General features: G+C 71.5%; 19 protein-coding genes. 4 read left to right on the plus strand and 15 right to left on the minus strand.

The genetic code is table 11. The annotated features are described in order from the left end of the window. The first annotated feature begins 6 nt into the window (after positions 1–6). The 3 genes from LDL48_RS21025 to LDL48_RS21035 are packed head-to-tail and all read left to right on the plus strand — an operon-like array spanning position 7 to position 3,145. The gene (locus LDL48_RS21025; protein ID WP_225256898.1) at positions 7–1,248 is read left to right on the plus strand and encodes an efflux RND transporter periplasmic adaptor subunit; all 1,242 of its coding nucleotides are present in this window, start codon (positions 7–9) and stop codon (positions 1,246–1,248) included. 35 nt (positions 1,249–1,283) lie between these two features. Beyond that, on the plus strand, positions 1,284–1,931 hold the full coding sequence (locus LDL48_RS21030) for an ABC transporter ATP-binding protein (protein ID WP_225257065.1): 648 nt from the start codon (positions 1,284–1,286) through the stop codon (positions 1,929–1,931). Then, a complete protein-coding gene (locus LDL48_RS21035) occupies positions 1,928–3,145 on the plus strand; it encodes an ABC transporter permease (RefSeq protein WP_225256899.1) in 1,218 nt (405 codons plus the stop codon). The genes LDL48_RS21030 and LDL48_RS21035 overlap by 4 nt, the downstream gene beginning before the upstream one ends. A 41-nt stretch (positions 3,146–3,186) precedes the next feature. Here LDL48_RS21035 and LDL48_RS21040 read toward each other — a convergent pair whose 3' ends face one another. The 15 genes from LDL48_RS21040 to LDL48_RS21110 form a co-directional block, all read right to left on the minus strand. Then, entirely contained in the window at positions 3,187–3,771 is a 585-nt protein-coding gene (locus LDL48_RS21040; RefSeq protein WP_225256900.1) for a hypothetical protein, read from the minus strand. 76 nt (positions 3,772–3,847) lie between these two features. Continuing rightward, positions 3,848–4,495, minus strand: coding sequence for a GntR family transcriptional regulator (locus LDL48_RS21045; protein WP_225256901.1), 648 nt, complete (start codon positions 4,493–4,495; stop codon positions 3,848–3,850). Positions 4,496–4,560: 65 nt separating this feature from the next. Next, positions 4,561–6,093 (minus strand): RICIN domain-containing protein, encoded by a 1,533-nt coding sequence (locus LDL48_RS21050; protein WP_225256902.1) that lies wholly within the window; start codon positions 6,091–6,093, stop codon positions 4,561–4,563. Next, positions 6,090–6,782 (minus strand): prepilin-type N-terminal cleavage/methylation domain-containing protein, encoded by a 693-nt coding sequence (locus tag LDL48_RS21055; RefSeq protein WP_225256903.1) that lies wholly within the window; start codon positions 6,780–6,782, stop codon positions 6,090–6,092. Before LDL48_RS21055 ends, LDL48_RS21050 begins: the two co-directional genes overlap by 4 nt. Further along, the gene (locus LDL48_RS21060; RefSeq protein ID WP_225256904.1) at positions 6,779–8,770 is read right to left on the minus strand and encodes a putative Ig domain-containing protein; all 1,992 of its coding nucleotides are present in this window, start codon (positions 8,768–8,770) and stop codon (positions 6,779–6,781) included. Before LDL48_RS21060 ends, LDL48_RS21055 begins: the two co-directional genes overlap by 4 nt. 102 nt (positions 8,771–8,872) lie before the next feature. After that, the gene (locus tag LDL48_RS21065; RefSeq protein ID WP_225256905.1) at positions 8,873–9,073 is read right to left on the minus strand and encodes a hypothetical protein; all 201 of its coding nucleotides are present in this window, start codon (positions 9,071–9,073) and stop codon (positions 8,873–8,875) included. 1 nt (position 9,074) lies between these two features. Continuing rightward, on the minus strand, positions 9,075–9,659 hold the full coding sequence (locus tag LDL48_RS21070; protein ID WP_225256906.1) for a type 4a pilus biogenesis protein PilO: 585 nt from the start codon (positions 9,657–9,659) through the stop codon (positions 9,075–9,077). Beyond that, on the minus strand, positions 9,659–10,351 hold the full coding sequence (locus LDL48_RS21075; RefSeq protein WP_225256907.1) for a PilN family protein: 693 nt from the start codon (positions 10,349–10,351) through the stop codon (positions 9,659–9,661). Before LDL48_RS21075 ends, LDL48_RS21070 begins: the two co-directional genes overlap by 1 nt. Further along, the gene (pilM, locus tag LDL48_RS21080; protein WP_225256908.1) at positions 10,351–11,376 is read right to left on the minus strand and encodes a type IV pilus assembly protein PilM; all 1,026 of its coding nucleotides are present in this window, start codon (positions 11,374–11,376) and stop codon (positions 10,351–10,353) included. Before pilM ends, LDL48_RS21075 begins: the two co-directional genes overlap by 1 nt. Positions 11,377–11,399: 23 nt before the next feature. Continuing rightward, positions 11,400–12,185, minus strand: a complete 786-nt coding sequence (locus LDL48_RS21085) for a prepilin peptidase (protein WP_225256909.1) — start codon at positions 12,183–12,185, stop codon at positions 11,400–11,402. A 71-nt stretch (positions 12,186–12,256) separates the two neighbouring features. Next, on the minus strand, positions 12,257–12,742 hold the full coding sequence (locus LDL48_RS21090; RefSeq protein ID WP_225256910.1) for a type II secretion system protein: 486 nt from the start codon (positions 12,740–12,742) through the stop codon (positions 12,257–12,259). A 98-nt stretch (positions 12,743–12,840) separates the two neighbouring features. Next, positions 12,841–14,070, minus strand: a complete 1,230-nt coding sequence (locus LDL48_RS21095; RefSeq protein ID WP_225256911.1) for a type II secretion system F family protein — start codon at positions 14,068–14,070, stop codon at positions 12,841–12,843. Between the two features lie 4 nt (positions 14,071–14,074). Then, positions 14,075–15,217, minus strand: a complete 1,143-nt coding sequence (locus tag LDL48_RS21100; RefSeq protein WP_225256912.1) for a type IV pilus twitching motility protein PilT — start codon at positions 15,215–15,217, stop codon at positions 14,075–14,077. A 79-nt stretch (positions 15,218–15,296) separates the two neighbouring features. After that, positions 15,297–16,964 (minus strand): GspE/PulE family protein, encoded by a 1,668-nt coding sequence (locus tag LDL48_RS21105; protein WP_225256913.1) that lies wholly within the window; start codon positions 16,962–16,964, stop codon positions 15,297–15,299. An 88-nt stretch (positions 16,965–17,052) separates the two neighbouring features. After that, positions 17,053–18,069, minus strand: coding sequence for a GlxA family transcriptional regulator (locus LDL48_RS21110; RefSeq protein ID WP_225256914.1), 1,017 nt, complete (start codon positions 18,067–18,069; stop codon positions 17,053–17,055). A 52-nt stretch (positions 18,070–18,121) separates the two neighbouring features. On the opposite strand from LDL48_RS21110, the gene LDL48_RS21115 reads away from it, so the two are divergent. Beyond that, a complete protein-coding gene (locus LDL48_RS21115) occupies positions 18,122–19,432 on the plus strand; it encodes an MFS transporter (RefSeq protein WP_225256915.1) in 1,311 nt (436 codons plus the stop codon). Positions 19,433–19,494 lie beyond the last annotated feature (62 nt).

Raw genomic sequence — 19,494 nt, forward strand, 5'->3', positions numbered from 1 at the left:
CGCCATGTGCCCAACGACCTCTTCCGTCCCGCCGGCCCGGCCGGTGTGGCCATGCTGACCCGGCGGCGCGCCGGCTGGGCCGCCGCCGTCGCGGTGGTCCTGGTGGCGGTGACGGTGCCGGCGGTCTGGTGGAGCCGGGCCGACGGTGCCGACCAGCCCGCCGGGGAGAAGATCAACGTGGCGACCGCCGAGGTGGTCCGGACCGACATGTCGACCGTCGAGTCGCTGCCCGGCCGGCTCGGCTACGGCGCGGCGGTCGCCGTGAAGGGCCGCGGCGAGGGCACGGTGACCTGGCTGCCAAAGCCGGGCGCGTCGGTGAAGCGCGGCAAGCAGCTGTACCGGGTCGACGACCAGCCGGTGGTGCTGTTCTACGGCGCGCTGCCGCTGTACCGCGCGCTCGGCAAGCGCAACACGGTCGGCCGCGACGTGCGGGTGGTGGCCCGCAACCTGGACGCGCTGGGGTACGCGATCGGCCGTCAGCCGAGCGTCGGCGAGCGGGTGTCGCAGACCCGTCCGGCGCCGGCGGCACCCGAGCCGACCGGCAAGCCCCGTCCGGGCAGCACGGCGCCGGCCAAGGCGGCGCCGGCCACGGTCACCACCCGGGTCACCGTCCGCAAGGGCGAGGGCGTGCTGACCGCGTCGCTGATCCGGGCGATCAAGCGCTGGCAGGCCGACCTGGGCCGGCCGGTGACCGGTACCGTCGCGCCCGCGGACGTGGTGGTGGTCGGCGACGCGGTCCGGGTCGACTCGGTCACCGCGGCGGTCGGCGACGAGGTCGCGGCACCGCTGATGAACGTGACGCCGACCGCCAAGGTGATCACCGTGTCGGTCGAGGCCGGTGAGGCCGGTGCGATCGAACGCGGCGACAAGGTGAGCGTCCTGCTGCCGGGGGAGAAGACCTCGCCCGGCGAGGTGACCGCGGTCGGCACCGAGGTGAAACCGCCGGACGGCGAGTCGGCCGACCCGAACGCGGCGCCGAAGCTGGCCGCCACGGTGACCCTGGACGACCCCAAGGTGGTCAGCAAGATCGACTCGGCCGAGGTGGAGGTCCAGTTCGCCGCGGAGACCCACGAGGACGTGCTGGCGGTGCCGATCGGCGCGCTGGTCGCGCTGAGCGAGGGCGGGTACGCGGTCCAGCTGGCCGGCGGCGGCCTGGTGGCGGTCGAGGTCGGCATGTTCGCGAAGGGCCTGGTGGAGGTCACCGCGGACGGGCTGGAGGAGGGCGCGTCCGTGGTGACGACGTCGTGACCGGCGCACCGGTGCTGTCGGTGCGCAACGCCGGCATGGTCTATCCCGGGGACGTCGTGGCACTGGACGACGTGTCGCTGGACATCGCCCGCGGCGAGCTGCTCGCCATCGTCGGCCCGTCCGGCTCGGGCAAGTCGACGCTGCTGCACATCATGGGGACGCTGGACCGGCCGACGAGCGGCACGGTGTCGATCGACGGGCACGACGTCGCCGGGCTGTCCGACCGCCGGCTGTCCGCGCTGCGCGGTCGGCGGCTGGGCTTCGTCTTCCAGCAGTTCCACCTCACCGACGGGCTGAGCGCCGCGGAGAACGTCGCCACCGGCCTGCTCTACGCCGGGGTGCCCCGCCGCAGACGCCACGACCTGGCGGTGGAGGCGCTGGCCCGGGTGGGGCTGGCGCACCGGGTCGGGCACCGGCCGAATCAGCTCTCCGGTGGCGAACGGCAGCGGGTGGCCATCGCCAGAGCCCTGGTCAACAACCCCCGGCTGGTGCTGGCGGACGAGCCGACCGGCGCCCTGGACACGGCGAACGGCCGGGCCGTGCTGGATCTGCTGCACCGGCTGCACGCCGAGGGGACCACGATTGCGGTGATCACCCACGACCGGGACATCGCCGCGTCGCTGCCCCGGCGGGTGGAGATCCGCGACGGGCGCCTGGTCCGGGACAGCGGAGGCACAGCATGAACCCGACCGACGACCGGGAGGTGCGGCCGGTCCGGCTGGCGCCGTTCGACATGCTCGGGCTGGGGCTGCTCGGCATCCGCACCCGCAAGCTGCGGGCCGCCCTGTCGGCGCTCGGCATCTCCATCGGCATCGCCACGATGATCGTGGTCACCGGCATCCCGGCGTCCAGCCAGGCCGCGCTGATGCAGGAACTGTCCGCGCTGGGTGCCGGCATGCTGCAGGCGATGCCGGCGCCGGATCAGGATCCGCCGGCACTGCTGCCGGAGGAGTCGGTCGGGATGGTCGACCGGATCGGCCCGGTCCAGGTGGCGAGCGCGGTCGCCAACACCCACACCGTGGTACGCCGGTCCGACCGCCTCGACCCCCGGGACGGGTCCGGGCTGACCGTGCTGGCCACCCGGCTCAACCTGCCCGAGGCGATCAACGCCCGGATCCACGACGGACAGTGGCTGACCCCGGTCACCGAGAAGTTCCCGACCGTGGTGCTGGGTTCGGTGGCGGCGGCCCGGCTGGGCTTCGCCGAGGTGCCCGACTCCGGACCCGGCCCGCAGGTGATGATCGCCGACCAGTGGTTCACCGTCGTGGGCATCCTGGCCACCACCCCGCTCTCCCCGGACATCGACCGCTCGGTGCTGGTCGGCTGGCCGGTCGCACGCAGCGAACTGGGCTTCGACGGCCATCCCACCGTCCTCTATGTCCAGTCGGTGGAGTCCGCCGTCGAGGCGGTGCGGTCGGTACTGCCGGAGACGATCCACCCGGAACAGCCCGGCCAGGTGATCGTCACCCGGCCGTCCGATGCGCTGGCCGCCAAGCGGGCCACCGAGAACACCTTCTCCGCCCTGTTCCTCGGCCTGGCCGCGGTGGCGTTGCTGGTGGGTGGCATCGGCGTGGCCAACACCATGGTGATCTCGGTGCTGGAACGCCGGTCGGAGATCGGTCTGCGCCGGGCGCTGGGTGCCAACCGGGGCCAGATCCGGGGCCAGTTCCTCACCGAGTCGGTGGTGCTCGCCGCGCTCGGCGGCATCGCCGGCACCGGCATGGGCCTGGCCGGCACGGCGATCTACGCCGCATACCACGGGTGGCCGGTGGTGGTGCCGCTGTCCTCGGCCCTGACCGGGCTCGGCGGCGCGGTGCTGGTCGGCGTGGTCGCCGGGGTGTACCCGTCGATCCGCGCGTCCCGGCTGACCCCGACCGAAGCGCTGGCCTCGGTGTGACGCGGGGGCGCGGCGGGGGGTCTGCGCCGCGCCCCCGCCGGTCACTTGCGCCGGGTCGCCACGTCCCGCTCGCAGTCGTCCACGTTGTTCATTCCGCGGGAGATGGAATCGGCGTGGTTCTGCGGGCCGCCGAAGGAGTACCACAGCCCGTCCTCGGTCGGCTCGACGTACTTCACGCCCTTGCCCTTGAGGCACTTCACCACGTCCCGCACGAAGTCCTTGGCCTCCGGGTTGGCCGGGTCGTGCTCCCAGGGCGGCAGCGGGTAGTACTTCGGGCGGCAGTCGGCCTCCGCCTTCTTGAACGCCTTCTCGTCGACCACACCGGCCTCCGCCGGGCCGCCGCCGGCGTTGCCCTGCAGCCGGATTCCCTTCGGCGACACGCCGTACCCCGCCATGCACTTCTCGTACGGCCGGATCATCACCTCCCAGTCGTCCGCGTCGTCGTCCAGCCGCTCCCGGGGGCGTTCCGGCACGGGGGACGCGGGGGCCGACGCCGGCGGCTTGCTGCCGGCGCTGGCCAGCGTCGCGATCTCCGGTGCGGCCCGCGGTTCCGGGTCGGACGTGCACCCGGCCGCGGCCAGCAGTGCGGCCGTGGTGAGCAGTGCGGCTGACCTGCGTCTACCCATGGTCGATCCCTCCGTCGGTCAGGTCACAACGGAGGTAGGATCGCGGCGCGTTGTCAGGAAGTTGTGTGGCCGGCCGTCATTCGAACAGATGCGCCTCGACCTCGGCGCGATAGTCCACGTAGATCTGGCGGTAGCGACTCACCGCACCGGCCCGGTCACCGGCCTCGAGCAGTTTCAGGATCTCGTTGTGGCCGGTGATCCAGGTCTGCCAGAGGTTGCTGTCAGGCGTCATCGCCAGTATCCGGGTGGTGCGGGCCACCACGAGGTCCACCATGGACTGCAACTCGCGGTTGCCGCTGGCCAGGATGACGGTGGTGCTGAAGTCCGCCCCAGCCGCCCCGGCGGCGAGGACGTTGCCGGCCTTCAGCGCCTCGACGAACTCGTTCTGCCGCTGGCGCAGCAGGACGATATGCGTCTCGGTGAGGTTCTCGACGCCCCACTCGAAACCGGCGCAGGCCAGCACGCCCATCACGTCGATCAGCTCCAGAGCGTTCTTCTGGGTGACCTTGGTGACGTGCCGGGTCCGGTTCGGCGCGATGTCGATCAGGCCCTCGACCGAGAGCTGGGCGATCGCCTCGCGCACCGGCGTGATGCTGACGCCCAGGCGGGCGGCCAGCTCAGCGTCCTTGATCAGGGTGCCGGGCGACAACTCCCCAGTGACTATTTCATTGCGAAGTTGCCGCACGACCGCCGCCGTGCGGGTCGGCGGGACCGCATAAGACATACCGCAAGCCTACTCACCGTGAGCAGACGGTGTGACCCGCACCCCACCCAGGTAGACCGGTTCCGCTACTTCTCTTTCGTGTCGGTCAGCGCGAGCGGCTCCGTCAGGTCGGGCGGCGCGTTCCATTTCTGCAGGTCCGATTTGGTGCACACGGCGACCTTCACCTTGGCGGTGCCGTCGGTGTGCGTGTCCCTGGGGGTCACGGTGAGGTCGGTCGGGGTCAGGCAGTATCCGAAGGAGTCGACGATGCGGTAGCTGGTGGCGTAGGAGCCGGTGTCGCCGTAGACCATCCACCCCTGGCCGGACACGGCGCCCGAGCAGGGTGTCACGGTCACGTACACGTTGGCCGCGGTGGAGCCGGGGCTGCGCAGGCACTGCCGCACACCGTGCTCGTCGGTGGTCCAGATCTTGTCCGGCGTACGCCCCACCGGAGGTGTGTCGGGAGTGATCTGCGCCGGGATGTTCCACTTCTGGTTCCAGGCGATGTTGCCGTTGGGATCCTGCTTGCAGAACCACACGATCATGTAGGTGGCGGGCTGCGGCCGGTTGAAGTTGGTGACGTCGAGACAGCGGCTGAACTGCTTGAAGTTGACCAGCTGACCCATGTCGAGGGAAGCCATTCCCGCTCCCGCCTCCGGCTGGGGCCGGAAGGTGCTGGCGTTGTCGCCACTGCCACACGCGCCGGCGATCAGCTCACTTTCGTCTCCACGGACGCGGACGTTCAGGCAAACCCTCGGCCCCGTCCCCGCGCCCACGAAGTTGGAGCCGTCGTCGAGACCCCACTGCTGGCGCGGTTGCAGGCCCAGGCACTTCTGGAACAGGATCGGGGTGGTACCGCTCACCCGCGGCACCGGAGCGTCCAGACACATCCCGTCCGGCGCGCTGCTCGTCTCCGAACCGACCAGCTTGATGTTCAGGTCCTTGGTGTACGCGAACCGTTGTTCGCTGCTTCCGCCGGGCTTGCACCACCGCATCCACACCGGAGTGTTGTCGGCCGGCGACGCGCTGGCGCCGCCGTCCATGCACAGCTGGGCCGGGGTCGTCGACGCCAGCGGGATCGCCCCGCCGGTGATGTTCTCGTTGCTGGTGCGGAACGTGTACGTCGCCTCCAGGGTGCGGGTGCCGGAGCGGTCCTCGGTGACCGGGCCGGCGGACAGCCGGCCGCCGGTCGCGGTCAGCGTCGCGGTGATGATCGGGACGTCCGGCAGCGGGCAGGTCAGCGGCTGCGGCACGTCGTTCGCGTCGGGGAACGTGTAGTACGTGATCGCGACCCGGTAGCCCCACTGCTCGGCCGGGCCGGACGCGTCCATGGCGCCGGTCAGCACACAGGGCGGGAGGTTCTCGAACAGGCCGGCGCCGCCGGCGTTGGTGGCGGCCCGGATCTGGCCGAGGGCCACGTCGATCCCGGCCTGGGCGGCCTGCATCTCCTGGGTGCGGCCGGCGACGGTCCGGGTCTCGGTCACCTGGTTCACCACCACCGGGGTGATGGCGGCGCTGAGCAGCATGCCGACCAGGATGACCAGCATGGCCATGGGCAGGGATCCCCGGTCGGACCCGGCGCCGAGGCGGGAGACGGCCCGCCGGACTCGGTGCGTCATGGTGTCGGTCTCCCTTCCTGGCAGGGGTGCGCCACCGCGGTGGACCGCGAGGTGTTGAGCGCGGTGAAGGTCGTGTCGATCTGGGCGGTGGCGCCGTCGAAGCGGCTCTTCAGCCGGATCCGCAACTGCTGGAAGTCCGGGACGAAGTCCGACGGCGGGGCGGCGGAGGCGGAAACCGACGGCGAGGGGGAGGGCGAGGCGGACGGCGTGCTGTTGGGGTCCCGCCAGGCGAACGGTGCGGCCGTACCGTCCACCACGAGGTAGGACGCGACGGTCTGGCCCCGGGCGGTGCGGGCCGGTGGTGCTCCGGGAGTCCACCTGAGCAGTTGCAGGATCCCCTCACCGTCGCGGGTGGCGGCGGACTGGTTACCGGGCTCCAGGCGCAGTTGCAGGCACTCCGTGCCGTTCGCGCTGGCGAACTCGACGTAGTAGACGATGTTCACGCCCGTGCCGACCGTGCCGGGCTGGGCGATCCAGGAGGCGTACCGGAGTTCCCGGTCGAACCGCTGGAAGCCGCGGTGCAGTTCGGACTGGACGATCGACATCTTCTCCACCTTCCCGGTGGCCCGGTAGGCCTGCAGGATCGCGGTGGTGAACAGCGCCATGACGATGCTCATGACGCCCATCGACACGAGCACCTCGATCAGCGAGACGCCGGCGTCGTCCCGCCGCGCGGCCGGCCGGCTCATGTCACCCTCCAGGTGAACATCAGGTGGGCTTCTTTGTTGCCCTTCTCCACGGTCAACCGGGTGACCCAGGTGCCTCGCTCGGTGGGATTGCCTCTGATGACGCCGGCCGGGGTGATGGTCAGCCCCGGCGGTAGACCGGTGGCCGACCAGGTCTGGCTCCCACCGCCCGGAGCCGCGTCGGCGGTCAGCGACACCCAGGCGCCGAGTGCGGTGGTGCGGTCCGGGTTGCCGGGCGCCGGGTTCGTCACCCGCAGGTCCCCGCTGTTGTCGTGGGTCACGGTGACGACCACGGTGGCGGTCGCCGTAGCGCCTGCGGCGTCCCGGACGACGATGGTGGTGATGTACCGGCTGCCGCTCCGCAGCGTGCCGGTGATCGCCCCGGTGCTCGGACTGATGGACACACCGTCCGGCAGGTCCCGGGCCGACCACGTGTACGGTGTGACGCCACCGGTGGCGTTCGGCCGGACGGTGCCGATGTTCGTGTTGATTTCGTCGGTGTAGCTGCTGGGCAGGCCGTTGATCTGCGGCGGGGTGAGCACCCGCCAGTTGAACGTCACCGCGGAGGTCTGGCCGTCGGTGCTGCTCACGGTCACCCGGACCTGACGCCAGGCACTCTGTGCCTGCGCGGGCGAGGAGACGCCGCTGATCACGCCGGTGGACGAGTTGATCGACAGGCCGCCGGGCAGGCCGGTAACCGCCCAGGTGAGCGGCGCCGTCCCGCCGGTGCCGGGAACGGCAACGGAGACCTGTTCCCCGACCTGGGTGGTCTGGTCGCCGGGGCTGGTCGCCGTCAGGCGGACGATGACGCGCCAGGTGAACGTCACGGATGCGGTCTGCCCGCCGGCGTCGGTCACGGTCACCGTGACCGGCAGCGCGGCCTGCTGGTGTGCGGGCAGGGAGGTGCCGGTGATCACGCCGGTGGACGGGCCGATCGTCAGGCCGCCGGGCAGGCCGGTGGCGGTCCAGGTCCGCGGGGTGCGTCCGCCGGTGGCCGGTACGGACACCGAGACCGGGTCGCCGGTGTAGGTGGTCCGGTTGCCGGGGCTGACCAGCGTCGGCCGGGCGTAGACGGTCCAGGCGAACGTGATGTCGTCGGTCTTCCCGTCGCGGTCGGCGACCCTGGCGACGACGGTGGACGGCCCGGCGGTGGTGAGCGTCCCGGAGATCACCCCGGTGGCCGGGTCCAGGGCCAGCCCGGCCGGCAGGCCGGTGGCCGTCCACGTCCGCGGCATCCATCCACCGGCGGCGGTGAGCGGCAGGCTGACCAGGTCGCCGACGTAGCCGAACTGGCTACCGGGGTCGGCGACGGTGGGCGGCGGACGGTTCAGGTCGAACGTCGGGTCGCCGCCGGCACTCACCAGGGTCGCCGTGACGTAGATGCACCGTTCCCGGTCGCACGCCGGCGCCACCCTGGTCACCGAGACCACGGCGCGGAAGAAGGGAACCGTGGCCTGCGGCGTTTCGGGTGCCGTGCACTCGCTGATCGCCGTCACCGCCTGCGTCCGGTCGGTCGGCGCGGCCTGCCAGCAACGACCGACGTACCAGCGCTGCTCGTACACGGCGTTGTCGGTGGTGATCCGGTTGGGGGTGGTGGGCAACGGCGCCCGCTCGCCCGCCACCGAGTTCACCGGAAGTTGCCAGTCGAAGTCCCGCTGGGTGTTCGCCAGGTAGGCCTGCACCTCGGGCGGTGCCGCGTTCCACTGCGCCTCGGTCGCGAGGTCGCTGCGGCCGGAGGACAGCGACGACGGGTCGAGGGCGCGTACCCGCTCGACGGCGTCGTTGGCCACCTCCACCGTCGCCTGCAAGCTCCGCTGGTCGTTGACCACGACCATGGACCGGGCGAGGAAGGGTGTCAGGGCGGTCATCAGGGTGCCGATGATGCCGATGGCGACCATCACCTCGAGCACCGTGAAGCCACCGTCCCGGGCGTCGGCGGCGGGCCGGCGCGGACCGGGCCGCGTCGCGGTGATGGCTCGATCGGTCCGCATGCCTTCCGTTCCTGTGCGCAGTGCCGCGGTGCTCGCCGGCGCGGGAGAGGTGACACCCTTCCATCGGCCGAACCCGTGGGCGGTTGAGGTTTCCCGGGTGGGTTACGCGGCGGGGCCGGCGTCGGTCAGGGTGCGGCGGTCGACCCCGGCCTCGTCGAGGATGCGTTCCACGGCGGCGATGGACAGCCAGTCGATGACGTCCTCGCCGTGCACGATCCGGTACCAGCGGCCGTTCCGGCGGCGGACCACCTCGACCCGCCAGACGCCGTCCGGGGTCTGCATGGCTCCCTCGACGTCGCCCACGTCAGTTCGTGGTGACGGTGGGCGCACCGGCCCCCGCGGGCGGAGCCACGAACGCCTTGACCGTCAGCGCAAGGGTCAGCCTTTGCGGGTCGGCGCCGGTTTCCGCGTTCACGGTCTCGATCAGCACCGCACGCTTCTGGCCGGAACCCTGGAGCTGGTCGAGGAACTGACCCATCTGGGTGGCGGTGCCGCTCGCGGTGAGCTGGATCGGCAGCGACCAGACGTCCTTGACCTTCTCCTCCTCGACCGGGTCGCCGACGGTGATGCCGCTGACGTCCACGCCGACGGCGGTACCGGTCGCCTGCAGCTGGCGGAGGAACGCCGGCACGGCCGGGCCGGCCGGCAGCGCCGCCTTCAGCATGTCCCGTTCGGCGGTGAGTTCGCCGATGCGGTCCTGGTCGGCCTTGAGTTTGGCGGTCCGGGTACGCAGCTGCGCCGCCTGCGTGTGTGCCGACTCCCGCTGCTCGTCGAAGCCGTCCGCCTGGCTGCGCTGGTCGGCAACCAGGATGAGTCCGGTGAGCGCCACCAGCAGGGCGACGACGACGGCACCGCCGATCATCCAGAGCCGGTCCGCGGTGATCCGCATCAGTTGCCTCCGGTCTTGCACGGGTCGGTGAACCGGCCGCACAACGCGGCTTCGGCGAGGTCGACGTTCAGGGCGAACGTGACGCCCTCGTCCTCCGTCGTCACGCTGGTGACGTACGGGTTCGCGAGCGTGGACTGCTCGGCCAGCGCGTCGACGAACGCGGCGACGGCCCGCTTGTCCGGGCCGGTGCCGGTCACCACGAGCGCGCCGACGGTGGCGGTGGTGGTCGCGCCGGGCAGCGCCGCGCCCTTCTCGTCGCCGTGCAGCTTGCCGTTCACTCCCTTGACCACGATCTGGGACGGCGCCGCGGTCGTGCGGAGCGTCTCGAGCAGCGCGCCCCAGTCGAGATCGTTCGCCATCACCGCGTCGAGTTGCGCGGACAGCGCCGTGCTCTCGTTGCGGACCTGCACGGCACCGGAATACTCGCGCTGCTTGAACTGCAACGTGGCCACGGTGTCGGTGGCGGCCTCGAGGTCACGCTCGGCCACCTGCTTGCCGTGGTACGCGAGCGCGAACCAGCCGCCGCACAGCGCGACGGCGAACAGGACCACGACCGCGGTCCAGGTGCGGGCCCGGCGCGCACGACGGGCGACGACGACCTCCGCGGGCAGCAGGTTCGCCGAGATCGTGAGGATCCGGTTGACCCGCTGCGGGGACATCTGCGGGTCGATGGGCAGCAGGGTGGTGGCCATCAGGCAGCCGCTCCCAGGGTCAGGCCGATCGACACGGCGGCGGACGGTACGAAACGGTCGAAACCGCGCTCCCGGGCCTTGCGGATGTCGCGCAGCCGGGCGGCGCTGTCGGCGTACATGACCTGCACGCTGAGCTTCTCCTGGACAAGTTCGGCGAGTCCGGGCATCAGCGCGCCCCCGCCGCAGAGCGCGACCCGGGTGACCTGCTTCTGCCGCTCGCCGGAGGCCAGGTACGTGAACGAACTGCGCAGCTCGTTGAGGAGCGGGCGGACCGCGTCGGCGGCGGCGTCCGCGGTGGCCGGCGAGCCGTCGCCGTGCAGGCCGAAGCGGCACTTCAGGGTCTCCGCCTCCGCCGCCGGCAGGCCGAGCCGGGTGGCCATGGCATCGGTGATCTCACTGCCGCCGCGCGGCACGGTCCGCACGATGAGCGGTTCGCCGTCCGCGTGCACCACGACGCTGGTCACCTCCGCGCCGATGTCGACCAGCGCCTCGACCTGGGCGTCCAGCCGGGAGGCGGCGCGCAGCAGGGCGAACGGCGCGAGGTCGACGCCGGCCACGTGCAGGCCGGCCTTCTCGACCGCGTCGACGAGCGCCATCACGGCGTCCTTCGGTACGGCGACGAGCAGGCCGCGCACGGTCGGATTGACGCCCGGCTCCTCGAGCGGGCGGAAGTCCAGCAGCGACTTCTCCACCGCGGTCGGGAGCAGGTCGCTCACCTGGAACGGCAGCGACCGGCGCATCTCCTTGGCCGGCAGATTGGACACCGAGGTCTCGCGCACCACCAGCTGCGGGTTGGTGACGCCGAGCCGGACGTGTTTGGTGGTGAACTTGCAGGCCGCCCAGAGCTGCTTGAGCGCCGAGACGAGTGCGGCGGAATCGGCGACGACGCCGCTGCGCACGACTCCGGCCTCCAGCGGGACCTGACCGAAGTTCGTCAGCGCGTACTCGTCCTTGGTGCGGCGGACCTCCACGGCGCGAATGGAGGACGAGCCGATGTCCAACCCGATCGGGGTGACGCCAGCCATCGGTTTCCTTCCTCGGTCAGCGGTCAGACGGTGGGCAGAAGCAGGTCGGTGTACCAGTCGGCAACCGGTGCCGCGGCGAACACGGCGAGGAACGCGCCGGCGAGCATGTACGGGCCGAACGGGATCCGGCTCTTGCGGCCCGCCGTCCGGGTGGCGAGCAGCGCGACCCCGACGAGGCCGCCGAGCAGGAAGCCGGCGAACGCGCCGACCGCGACCGCGTCCCAGCCCAGCCAGCCCAGGTAGAACCCGAGCAGCGGGGCGAGCTTGACGTCGCCGCCGCCCATCCCGCCGAACCAGGCGAGGCCCCGGTAGAGGAGCCAGAGCAGGCCGGCCGCGGCCAGACCCCGGACCAGCGCCGCCGGCTCACCGGCGAGCAGGGCCGCGCCGCCGAGCAGGGCCACGGCCACGGCGTACGACGGCAGCACGATCACGTTCGGCAGCCGCATCACGTCGAGGTCGATGAGAGCCAGGGCGACCGCGATCGCGGCGAGGTAGAGGTACCCGGGCAGCGCCCACGACGTCCCGAACTTCGCGGCGACCGCGACGAACAGGGCCGCCGTACCGGCCTCGACCAGCGGGTAGCGGATGCTGATCGGGGCGGCGCAGTCGGCGCACCGGCCGCGCAGCAGCAGCCAGCCGAGCACCGGGACGTTGTGCCGGTTGCGGACCGCCGCCCCGCAGTTCGGGCAGTGCGATCCGGGCCGCACCAGCGACTCGTCGCGGGGGACCCGGTGGATCACGACGTTCAGGAACGATCCCACGGCGAGACCGAGAAGAGCCGCGATGCCGAGCAGCATGGGCTGGGGCATGACGGTCCTCCCCGGGTCGCGTCGGTGGGTGGCTTCGGGTGGCGCCGGAGCCGGCGCCACCCGAAGCGGAATCAGGTGAGGGTGGCGCAGTTCGCTACGGCGGCGTTGGCGGTGGTGGCCGCCTTGACGGAGCCGCCCTGAGCGCTGTTGTAGATGTAGACCTTGCCGGTGCCGCCCGAGTTGGTGGCGCAGACCCGGTAGCTGCCGGACGTGCCGGCGCCGCCGGGGACCAGGACGTACATCATGCTGGTGTTGTCCGAGAGCGTGATCTGACTGGCCGCACCGGAGCCCCCGGCCAGGGAGAAGCTCGCGGTCTGTACCGCGGTGCTGGCCGGGTAGGTGTTGCCGTTGTCGGTGTACCACTGCTCGATCGCGCTGACCGCGCCGCGCACGTCGGACTGCGCCGACTTGTCGGCCGCGCCCTGGCGGTAGTTGAGGTAGACCGGCACGGCGATGGCGACCAGCACGCCGATGATGACCACGACGACCAGCAGCTCGATGAGCGTGAAGCCCTCGTCCTGCTTCTTGGCGCGCAGCCGGTTGATGATGTCCTGCATGGGTGGTGCCTCCAGTAGGCGTCACGGTGGGGCGGGGAATGGGCAGTACTTCGGGTTCGGGCACCCGACGTCGACCGGAGACCGGCCGCTCCAGAGCGTCAACCCTGGATGTTCTGGTAGATGGTGAACATCGGTAGGTACAGACAGATCACCATCCCGCCGACCACGGCACCCATGACGAGCACCATGATCGGTTCAATCGAGGCGGTCAGGGACTCGGCGGCGCTGTCGACTTCCCTGTCGTAGAAATCGGCAACCTTGTCGAGCATCTGACTGATTTGACCGCTTTCTTCCCCGACCTCGATCATCTGGACGACCATCTCGGGGAAGACCTTGTGCAGGCGCATCGCCGAGGACATCGGCTGACCGCCGCGCACGGCGTTCTGCACGTCCTTCATGGCGGCGTGGATGACCTCGTTGCCGGTGGTCTCGCCGACCACGGCCAGTGCCTGCATCACCGGCACGCCCACGTTGAGCAGCAGGCCCAGGTTGCGGGCGAACCGGCTCATCGCCAGCTTGCTGAACAGCGAGCCGAACACCGGCATGCGCAGTTTCGCCTTGTCCACGGCCAGCCGGAACCCCTCGTTCTCGCGCAGACGGCGTTTGAACAGGATGGTTCCGCCGATCCCGGCGCCCAGGAACAGCGGCCCGATCCACCACATGTTGTGGCTGGTGGTGACCAGGAACTGGGTGATCGCGGGTAGCTCGCCGCCGAGGTTCTTGAACATCGCCTCGAACACCGGAACGATGAAGATCAGCACCGCGGCGATCAGGACGAACGTGAAGGCCAGCACGATCGCCGGGTAGGTGAGCGCGCCCTTGATCTTGCCGCGGAGCGCGGTGTCCTTCTCCAGGCTCTCCGCGATCTGCTCCAGCGCGCGGTCGATCATGCCGCCCGCCTCGCCGGCGCGGATCATCGCGACCATCAGGCGGGGGAAGACCCGGTCGTGCTTGGCCATCGCGCCGGACAGCGACGTGCCGCCCGCGACGTCCGAGCTCACCTCGCCGACCGCCTTCTTCAGGCTGAGCGCGGACGTCTGCTCCTCGAGGATGGAGAGCGAACGCAGCAGCGACATGCCGGACGAGGTCATGGTGGCGAACTGCCGGGCGAAGATCGCGAGATCCTTGCCCTTCATCCGGCCGCCCAGGCCCGGGATCTTCAGGTCCTGCTTGAGGCCCTGACCGGCCGCGCTCAGCTCCAGCGGCACTTCGCCACGCGCGCGCAGCAGGTGCGTCGCGGCGGCCTCGTTCGGCGCCTCGACCGTGCCCTTCGTCTTGCGGCCGGTCGCGTCGATGCTGTTGTAGTGGAACGTCTTGGTGGCCGGCACGGCGTCACATCCGTCCGATGAGTCGCTGCAGTTCCTCGGCCGAGTGGCAGATCTCCAGCGCGGCCGGCAACGCGACCAGGCCCTCCCGGACCCGCTCGGCCAGGTGCTGGTCGAACGCCAACATGCCGTCGTTGCCACCGGCCTGCATGAACGACGGGATCTGGTGCGACTTGCCCTCCCGGATCAGGCTCCGGATGGCCGGCGTGGCGGTCAGGATCTCGGACACCACCACCCGGCCCTTGCCGTCCGCCCGGGGCGCCAGCGCCTGGGTGACCACGCCCTGCAGGCTGGCCGCGAGCTGGGCGCGGATCTGCAGCTGCTGGTGCGGCGGGAAGATGTCGATGACCCGGTCGATGGTCTGCGTGGCGCTCTGCGTGTGCAGCGTCGCCAGCACCAGGTGACCGGTCTCCGCGGCGGTCAGCGCGGTCGAGGTGGTCTCCAGGTCACGCAGCTCGCCGACCAGGATGATGTCCGGGTCCTGGCGCAGCGCGTGCTTGAGCGCGGTGGCGAACGTCTCGGTGTCCGAGCCGACCTCCCGCTGGTTCACCACGCTGCGCTTGTGCGGGTGCAGGAACTCGATCGGGTCCTCGATGGTGATGATGTGCGCGGAGCGGCTGCGGTTGGCCAGGTCGAGCACCGAGGCCAGAGTGGTGGTCTTGCCGGAACCGGTCGGGCCGGTCACCAGCACCAGGCCGCGGGGCAGGTGCGCGAAGCGGGCGACGCTGTCCGGCATGCCCAGCTCGTCCAGCGGCTTGATCTTGTGCGGGATGGCCCGGAAGACCGCGCCGCAGGAGTTGCGCTGGACGTACAGGTTGCCGCGGAACCGGGAGACACCGGTGATGCTGTGCGCGAAGTCCATCTCCTGGCTGCGCTGGTACGTCTCCCACTGGTTGTCGTCGACGGCGGCGCGGGCCAGCAGCGCGGTGTCCGCGGAGTTGAGCTTGCCGTAACCGGGCAGCGGGCACAGCGCGCCGTCCACCCGGATCATCGGCGGGGAGCCGACCGTGAGGTGCAGGTCCGAACCGCGCGACTCGACCAGAGTGACGAGCATCTGGTTCAGGACGGCGAGGTCGCCGGCCCGGGAGGAGAACGGCGCGTCCGCCGGGGCCGGAGCCTGCGCCGGCACGTGCTGGTCGACCGAGTGCATGCGGTGTACCGACAATCTCTCGCGGTGGTCTGACGCCTTCCTCTTCGGCATCCGGCCGCTCGGGTTTAGGGGCGGATGGTCAGACAGCCACGCGGGAGACTTCGCGGATCGAGGTGAGGCCGCCGGCCGCCTTGGCCAGGCCGTCCGCGCGCAGGTCGTACATGCCCTGCTCGACGGCGATCTCGCGGATCTCGTTCGAGGAGGCCCGCCGGATGGTCAGCGACTCGATCTCCGGCGATACCGGCATCACCTCGTGCAGGGCGAGCCGGCCCCGGTAGCCGGTGTTGGCGCAGTTCCGGCAGCCGACCGGGCGGTAGAGCGCCTCCGGCACCTTGAGGTCCTGGAACGGCCAGCGGGCGCCCTCCAGCTCCTCCTCGGTGGGTAGGTACGCCTCCTTGCACCAGTCGCAGAGCCGCCGGGCCAGCCGCTGGGCCAGCACGCAGTCCAGCGACGAGCCGACCAGGAACGGCTCGATGCCCATCTCGGTGAGCCGGGTGACCGCGCCGGGCGCGTCGTTGGTGTGCAGCGTGGAGAGCACCAGGTGACCGGTGAGGGACGCCTCGACCGCGATCTGCGCGGTGTTGCCGTCCCGGATCTCGCCGATCAGCACCACGTCCGGGTCGGACCGCAGGATCGCCGGCAGCACGGCGGCGAAGGTGAGGCCGGCCTTGTGGTTGACCTGGACCTGGTTGATGCCCTTGAGGCGGTACTCGACCGGGTCCTCCACGGTGATCACGTTGATCTCCGGCCGGCTGATCCGGCCCAGGGTGGCGTACAGCGTGGTGGACTTTCCGGAGCCGGTGGGACCGGTCACCAGCACCATGCCGTGCGGCTTGGTGAACGACTCCGCGAAGCGGTCCAGGTTGTGCTGGGTGAAGCCCAGCTTGGTCATCTCCAGGTCGATGCCGCCGGTGTCCAGCACCCGCAGCACGATCTTCTCGCCCCACACGGTGGGCAGCGTGGCGGTACGCAGGTCCACCGTGCGGTCCCGGATCGCCACGGTGATCCGGCCGTTCTGCGGCACCCGCTTCTCGGTGATGTCGACGCCCGACATGATCTTGAGACGGGAGGTCAGCGCGGCCATCACGCCGCGCGGCACGGTGTCCAGCTCGTGCAGCACGCCGTCGATCCGGTACCGCACCCGCATGTCGTCCTCGGTCGGTTCCAGGTGCAGGTCGGACGCGCGGTTCTGGACGGCCTGCTCGATCAGGTTGTTGACGTACCGCACGATCGGCGCGTCGTCGGAGCTGGAGACCTGCGCGGTCATCGCCTGGTCCTCGAGCGAGGAGTCGACGATGTCGCCGAGATCGCTGGACTCGCGCTGGAGCCGCTCGATGATCCGGCGTACCTCGCTGCGCTGCACCAGCACCGGGCGCAGCGTCATGCCGGTGGCCGCGCGGACGTCGTCGAGCGCCACGATGTCGCCCGGGTCGGTCATCCCGACGACGAGTTCGCCGTCGTCGTTGATCTGCAGACCGAGGACGCGGTGCCGCAGCACCACCTGCATCGGGATGCGCTTGAGCGCCGCCGGGTCCGGCGAGAACCCGATCAGGTCGAGCGTCTTGAGGCCGAACGCGTGCGCGGCCGCCTCGGTGAGCTGTTCCTCCGTGACCACCTGATCGTTGATCAGGACGGCCCGGACCGACCGCCCACTGCTCTGTGCCTCGGCGGCGGCCGCGTCGACCGCGGCCGCGTCGACGCCGAGCTGCTTGAGCGCCTCGAGCAACGGGCGGAACGTCTGGTCCATGTCATCCTCGGGGGCACGGTGTGACCGGGTGTACGCCTGTCCCATCGGACACCCGGACGCCGAACTGAGCCCGTCCTCCCGCGCCGCCTCACTGCGCCACTGCGGCCCCGGCACTCTCAGCGGTCTCCGCGCCGCGGAAGGTCCGGCGGTACGCCGACGGCGGCACCCCGATCGTGGACCGCAGGTGCTGGCGCAGGGCGGTGGCGCTGCCCAGCCCGGACCGCCGGGCGACCGCGTCCACCGCCAGGTCGGTCGACTCCAGCAGCAGCCGGGCGTGCGCCACCCGCTGCCGCAGCAGCCAGCGGGCCGGACTGAGCCCGGTCTCGTCCCGGAACCGGCGGGTGAACGTGCGGACGCTCATCCGGGCGTGCGCCGCCATGTCCTCCAGGCTCACCGGTTCGGCCAGCCGGTCCAGCGCCCACGCCCGGGTCGGTTCGGTGCCGCTGCCGGTGGCGGACGGCACCGGGCGCTCGATGTACTGCGCCTGACCTCCGTCCCGCCACGGCGGCACCACGCAGCGCCGGGCCGCCCGGTTGGCGACCTCGGTGCCGTGGTCGGCGCGCACCAGGTGCAGGCACAGGTCCACCCCGGCGCCCACGCCGGCCGAGGTCAGCACGTCGCCGTCGTCGACGAACAGCACGTCGAAGTTCCAGTCCACCCGGGGGTAGAGCCGGCCCAGCCGGCGGCCCCAGGCCCAGTGCGTGGCGGCCGGCCGGCCGTCCAGCAGGCCGGCCGCGGCGAGCACGGACGCGCCGGTGCAGATGGACACGATCCGGGCGCCACGGGCGTGCGCGGCGTGCAGCGCCTCGGCGATCGGCGGTGCCACCGTGCCGTCGGTGACCGTCGGCCCGGCCCCGACGCCGGGCACGATCACGGTGTCCGCGGTGGCGAGCACGGACATGTCGTGGTCGGGCTGCACGGTGAAGCCGGCGGTGCTGCGGACCGGGTCGCCGTCCGGGGTGCCGATCGCCACGGTGTAGAGCGGGGTGCGGTCGCCGGTCCGGGCCGCGCCGAAGACCTGGGGCGGCACGCCGAGGTCGAACGCCACCACGCCGTCCAGGGCGAGCAGCGCGATCGCATGGGTCATGGCCTGATTCTTACGCATGATGGCCTCCCGGCCACTCGCCGGGAGCCGGGAACTTCCGCAGACTTTGCGGGTGATCCGCCACCGAGTACATCCCGCCTGGGCCGTCGCCGCCATCGCGTTCGTGGCGCTGGTCGGCGCCGCGGGGTTCCGGGCCACCCCGTCCGTTCTGCTCCGGCCGCTGCACGAGGAGTTCGGCTGGTCGCTCGGCACCATCTCGGCCGCGGTCTCGGTCAACCTCCTGCTCTACGGCCTCACCGCCCCGTTCGCCGCCGCGCTGATGGACTCCTTCGGCATGCGCCGGGTGGTGATGTCCGCGCTGGTGGTGGTCGCGGCCGGATCCGGGCTGACCGTGTTCATGACCGCCAGCTGGCAGCTGGTGCTCTGCTGGGGCGTGCTGGTCGGCCTGGGCACCGGCTCGATGGCGCTGGCGTTCGTGGCCACCGTGACCAACCGCTGGTTCGTCCGCCGTCGCGGTCTGGTCACCGGCGTGCTGACCGCCGGGGGAGCGGCCGGCCAGCTGGTCTTCCTGCCGGTGCTGGCGGCGCTCACCGCACAGTCCGGCTGGCGGATCGCCGCGCTCACCGTGTCCGGTGCCGCGCTGGCCGTCGTACCGCTGGTGTGGTGGCGGCTGCGGGACCGGCCGGCCGACCTCGGGGTGACCGCCTACGGCGCCGCGCCCGGCGACGAGCCACCCCCGGCGGCGCCGGCCGGCAGCGCGGCCCGCAACGCGCTGTCCGCGCTCGGCCAGGCGGCCCGCACCCGGCCGTTCTGGCTGCTCGCCGGCGGCTTCGCGATCTGCGGCGCGACCACCAACGGCCTGGTCGGCACGCACTTCATCCCGGCCGCGCACGACCACGGCATGACCGAGACCACGGCCGCCGGGCTGCTCGCGCTGGTCGGCCTGTTCGACATCGTCGGCACCATCGCGTCCGGCTGGCTCACCGACCGGGTGGACAGCCGCCTGCTGCTCGGCGCGTACTACGCGCTGCGCGGCCTGTCGCTCCTGGTCCTGCCGTCCCTGTTCGCCGCGACCGCACACCCCAGCATGGTGGTGTTCATCCTCTTCTACGGCCTGGACTGGGTGGCCACGGTGCCGCCGACGGTGGCGCTCTGCCGGGAGTACTTCGGCGCCCGCGGTGCCGTCGTGTTCGGCTGGGTGTTCGCCTCCCACCAGATCGGTGCCGCGGTCGCGGCCACGGCGGCCGGCCTGGTCCGGGACTCGCTCGGCTCGTACGACTGGGCCTGGTACGGCGCCGGGGCGCTGGCGCTGCTGGGTGCGCTGCTGAGCCTGATGCTGCTGGCCGGCAAGCGGATGCGGCCGATCGCACCGGGCATCGGCCTGGCCGTGCATCACACCGCCATCAGGCAGGAACCGGTATGACCGCATTCCATCGACTGACATCACTCTTTGACTAGATTGGGAGGCCCCAACCAGGAGGTCCC

It is taken from the genome of Jidongwangia harbinensis, assembly GCF_020216025.1.
Classification (GTDB): Bacteria; Actinomycetota; Actinomycetes; order Mycobacteriales; family Micromonosporaceae; genus Actinoplanes; species Actinoplanes harbinensis.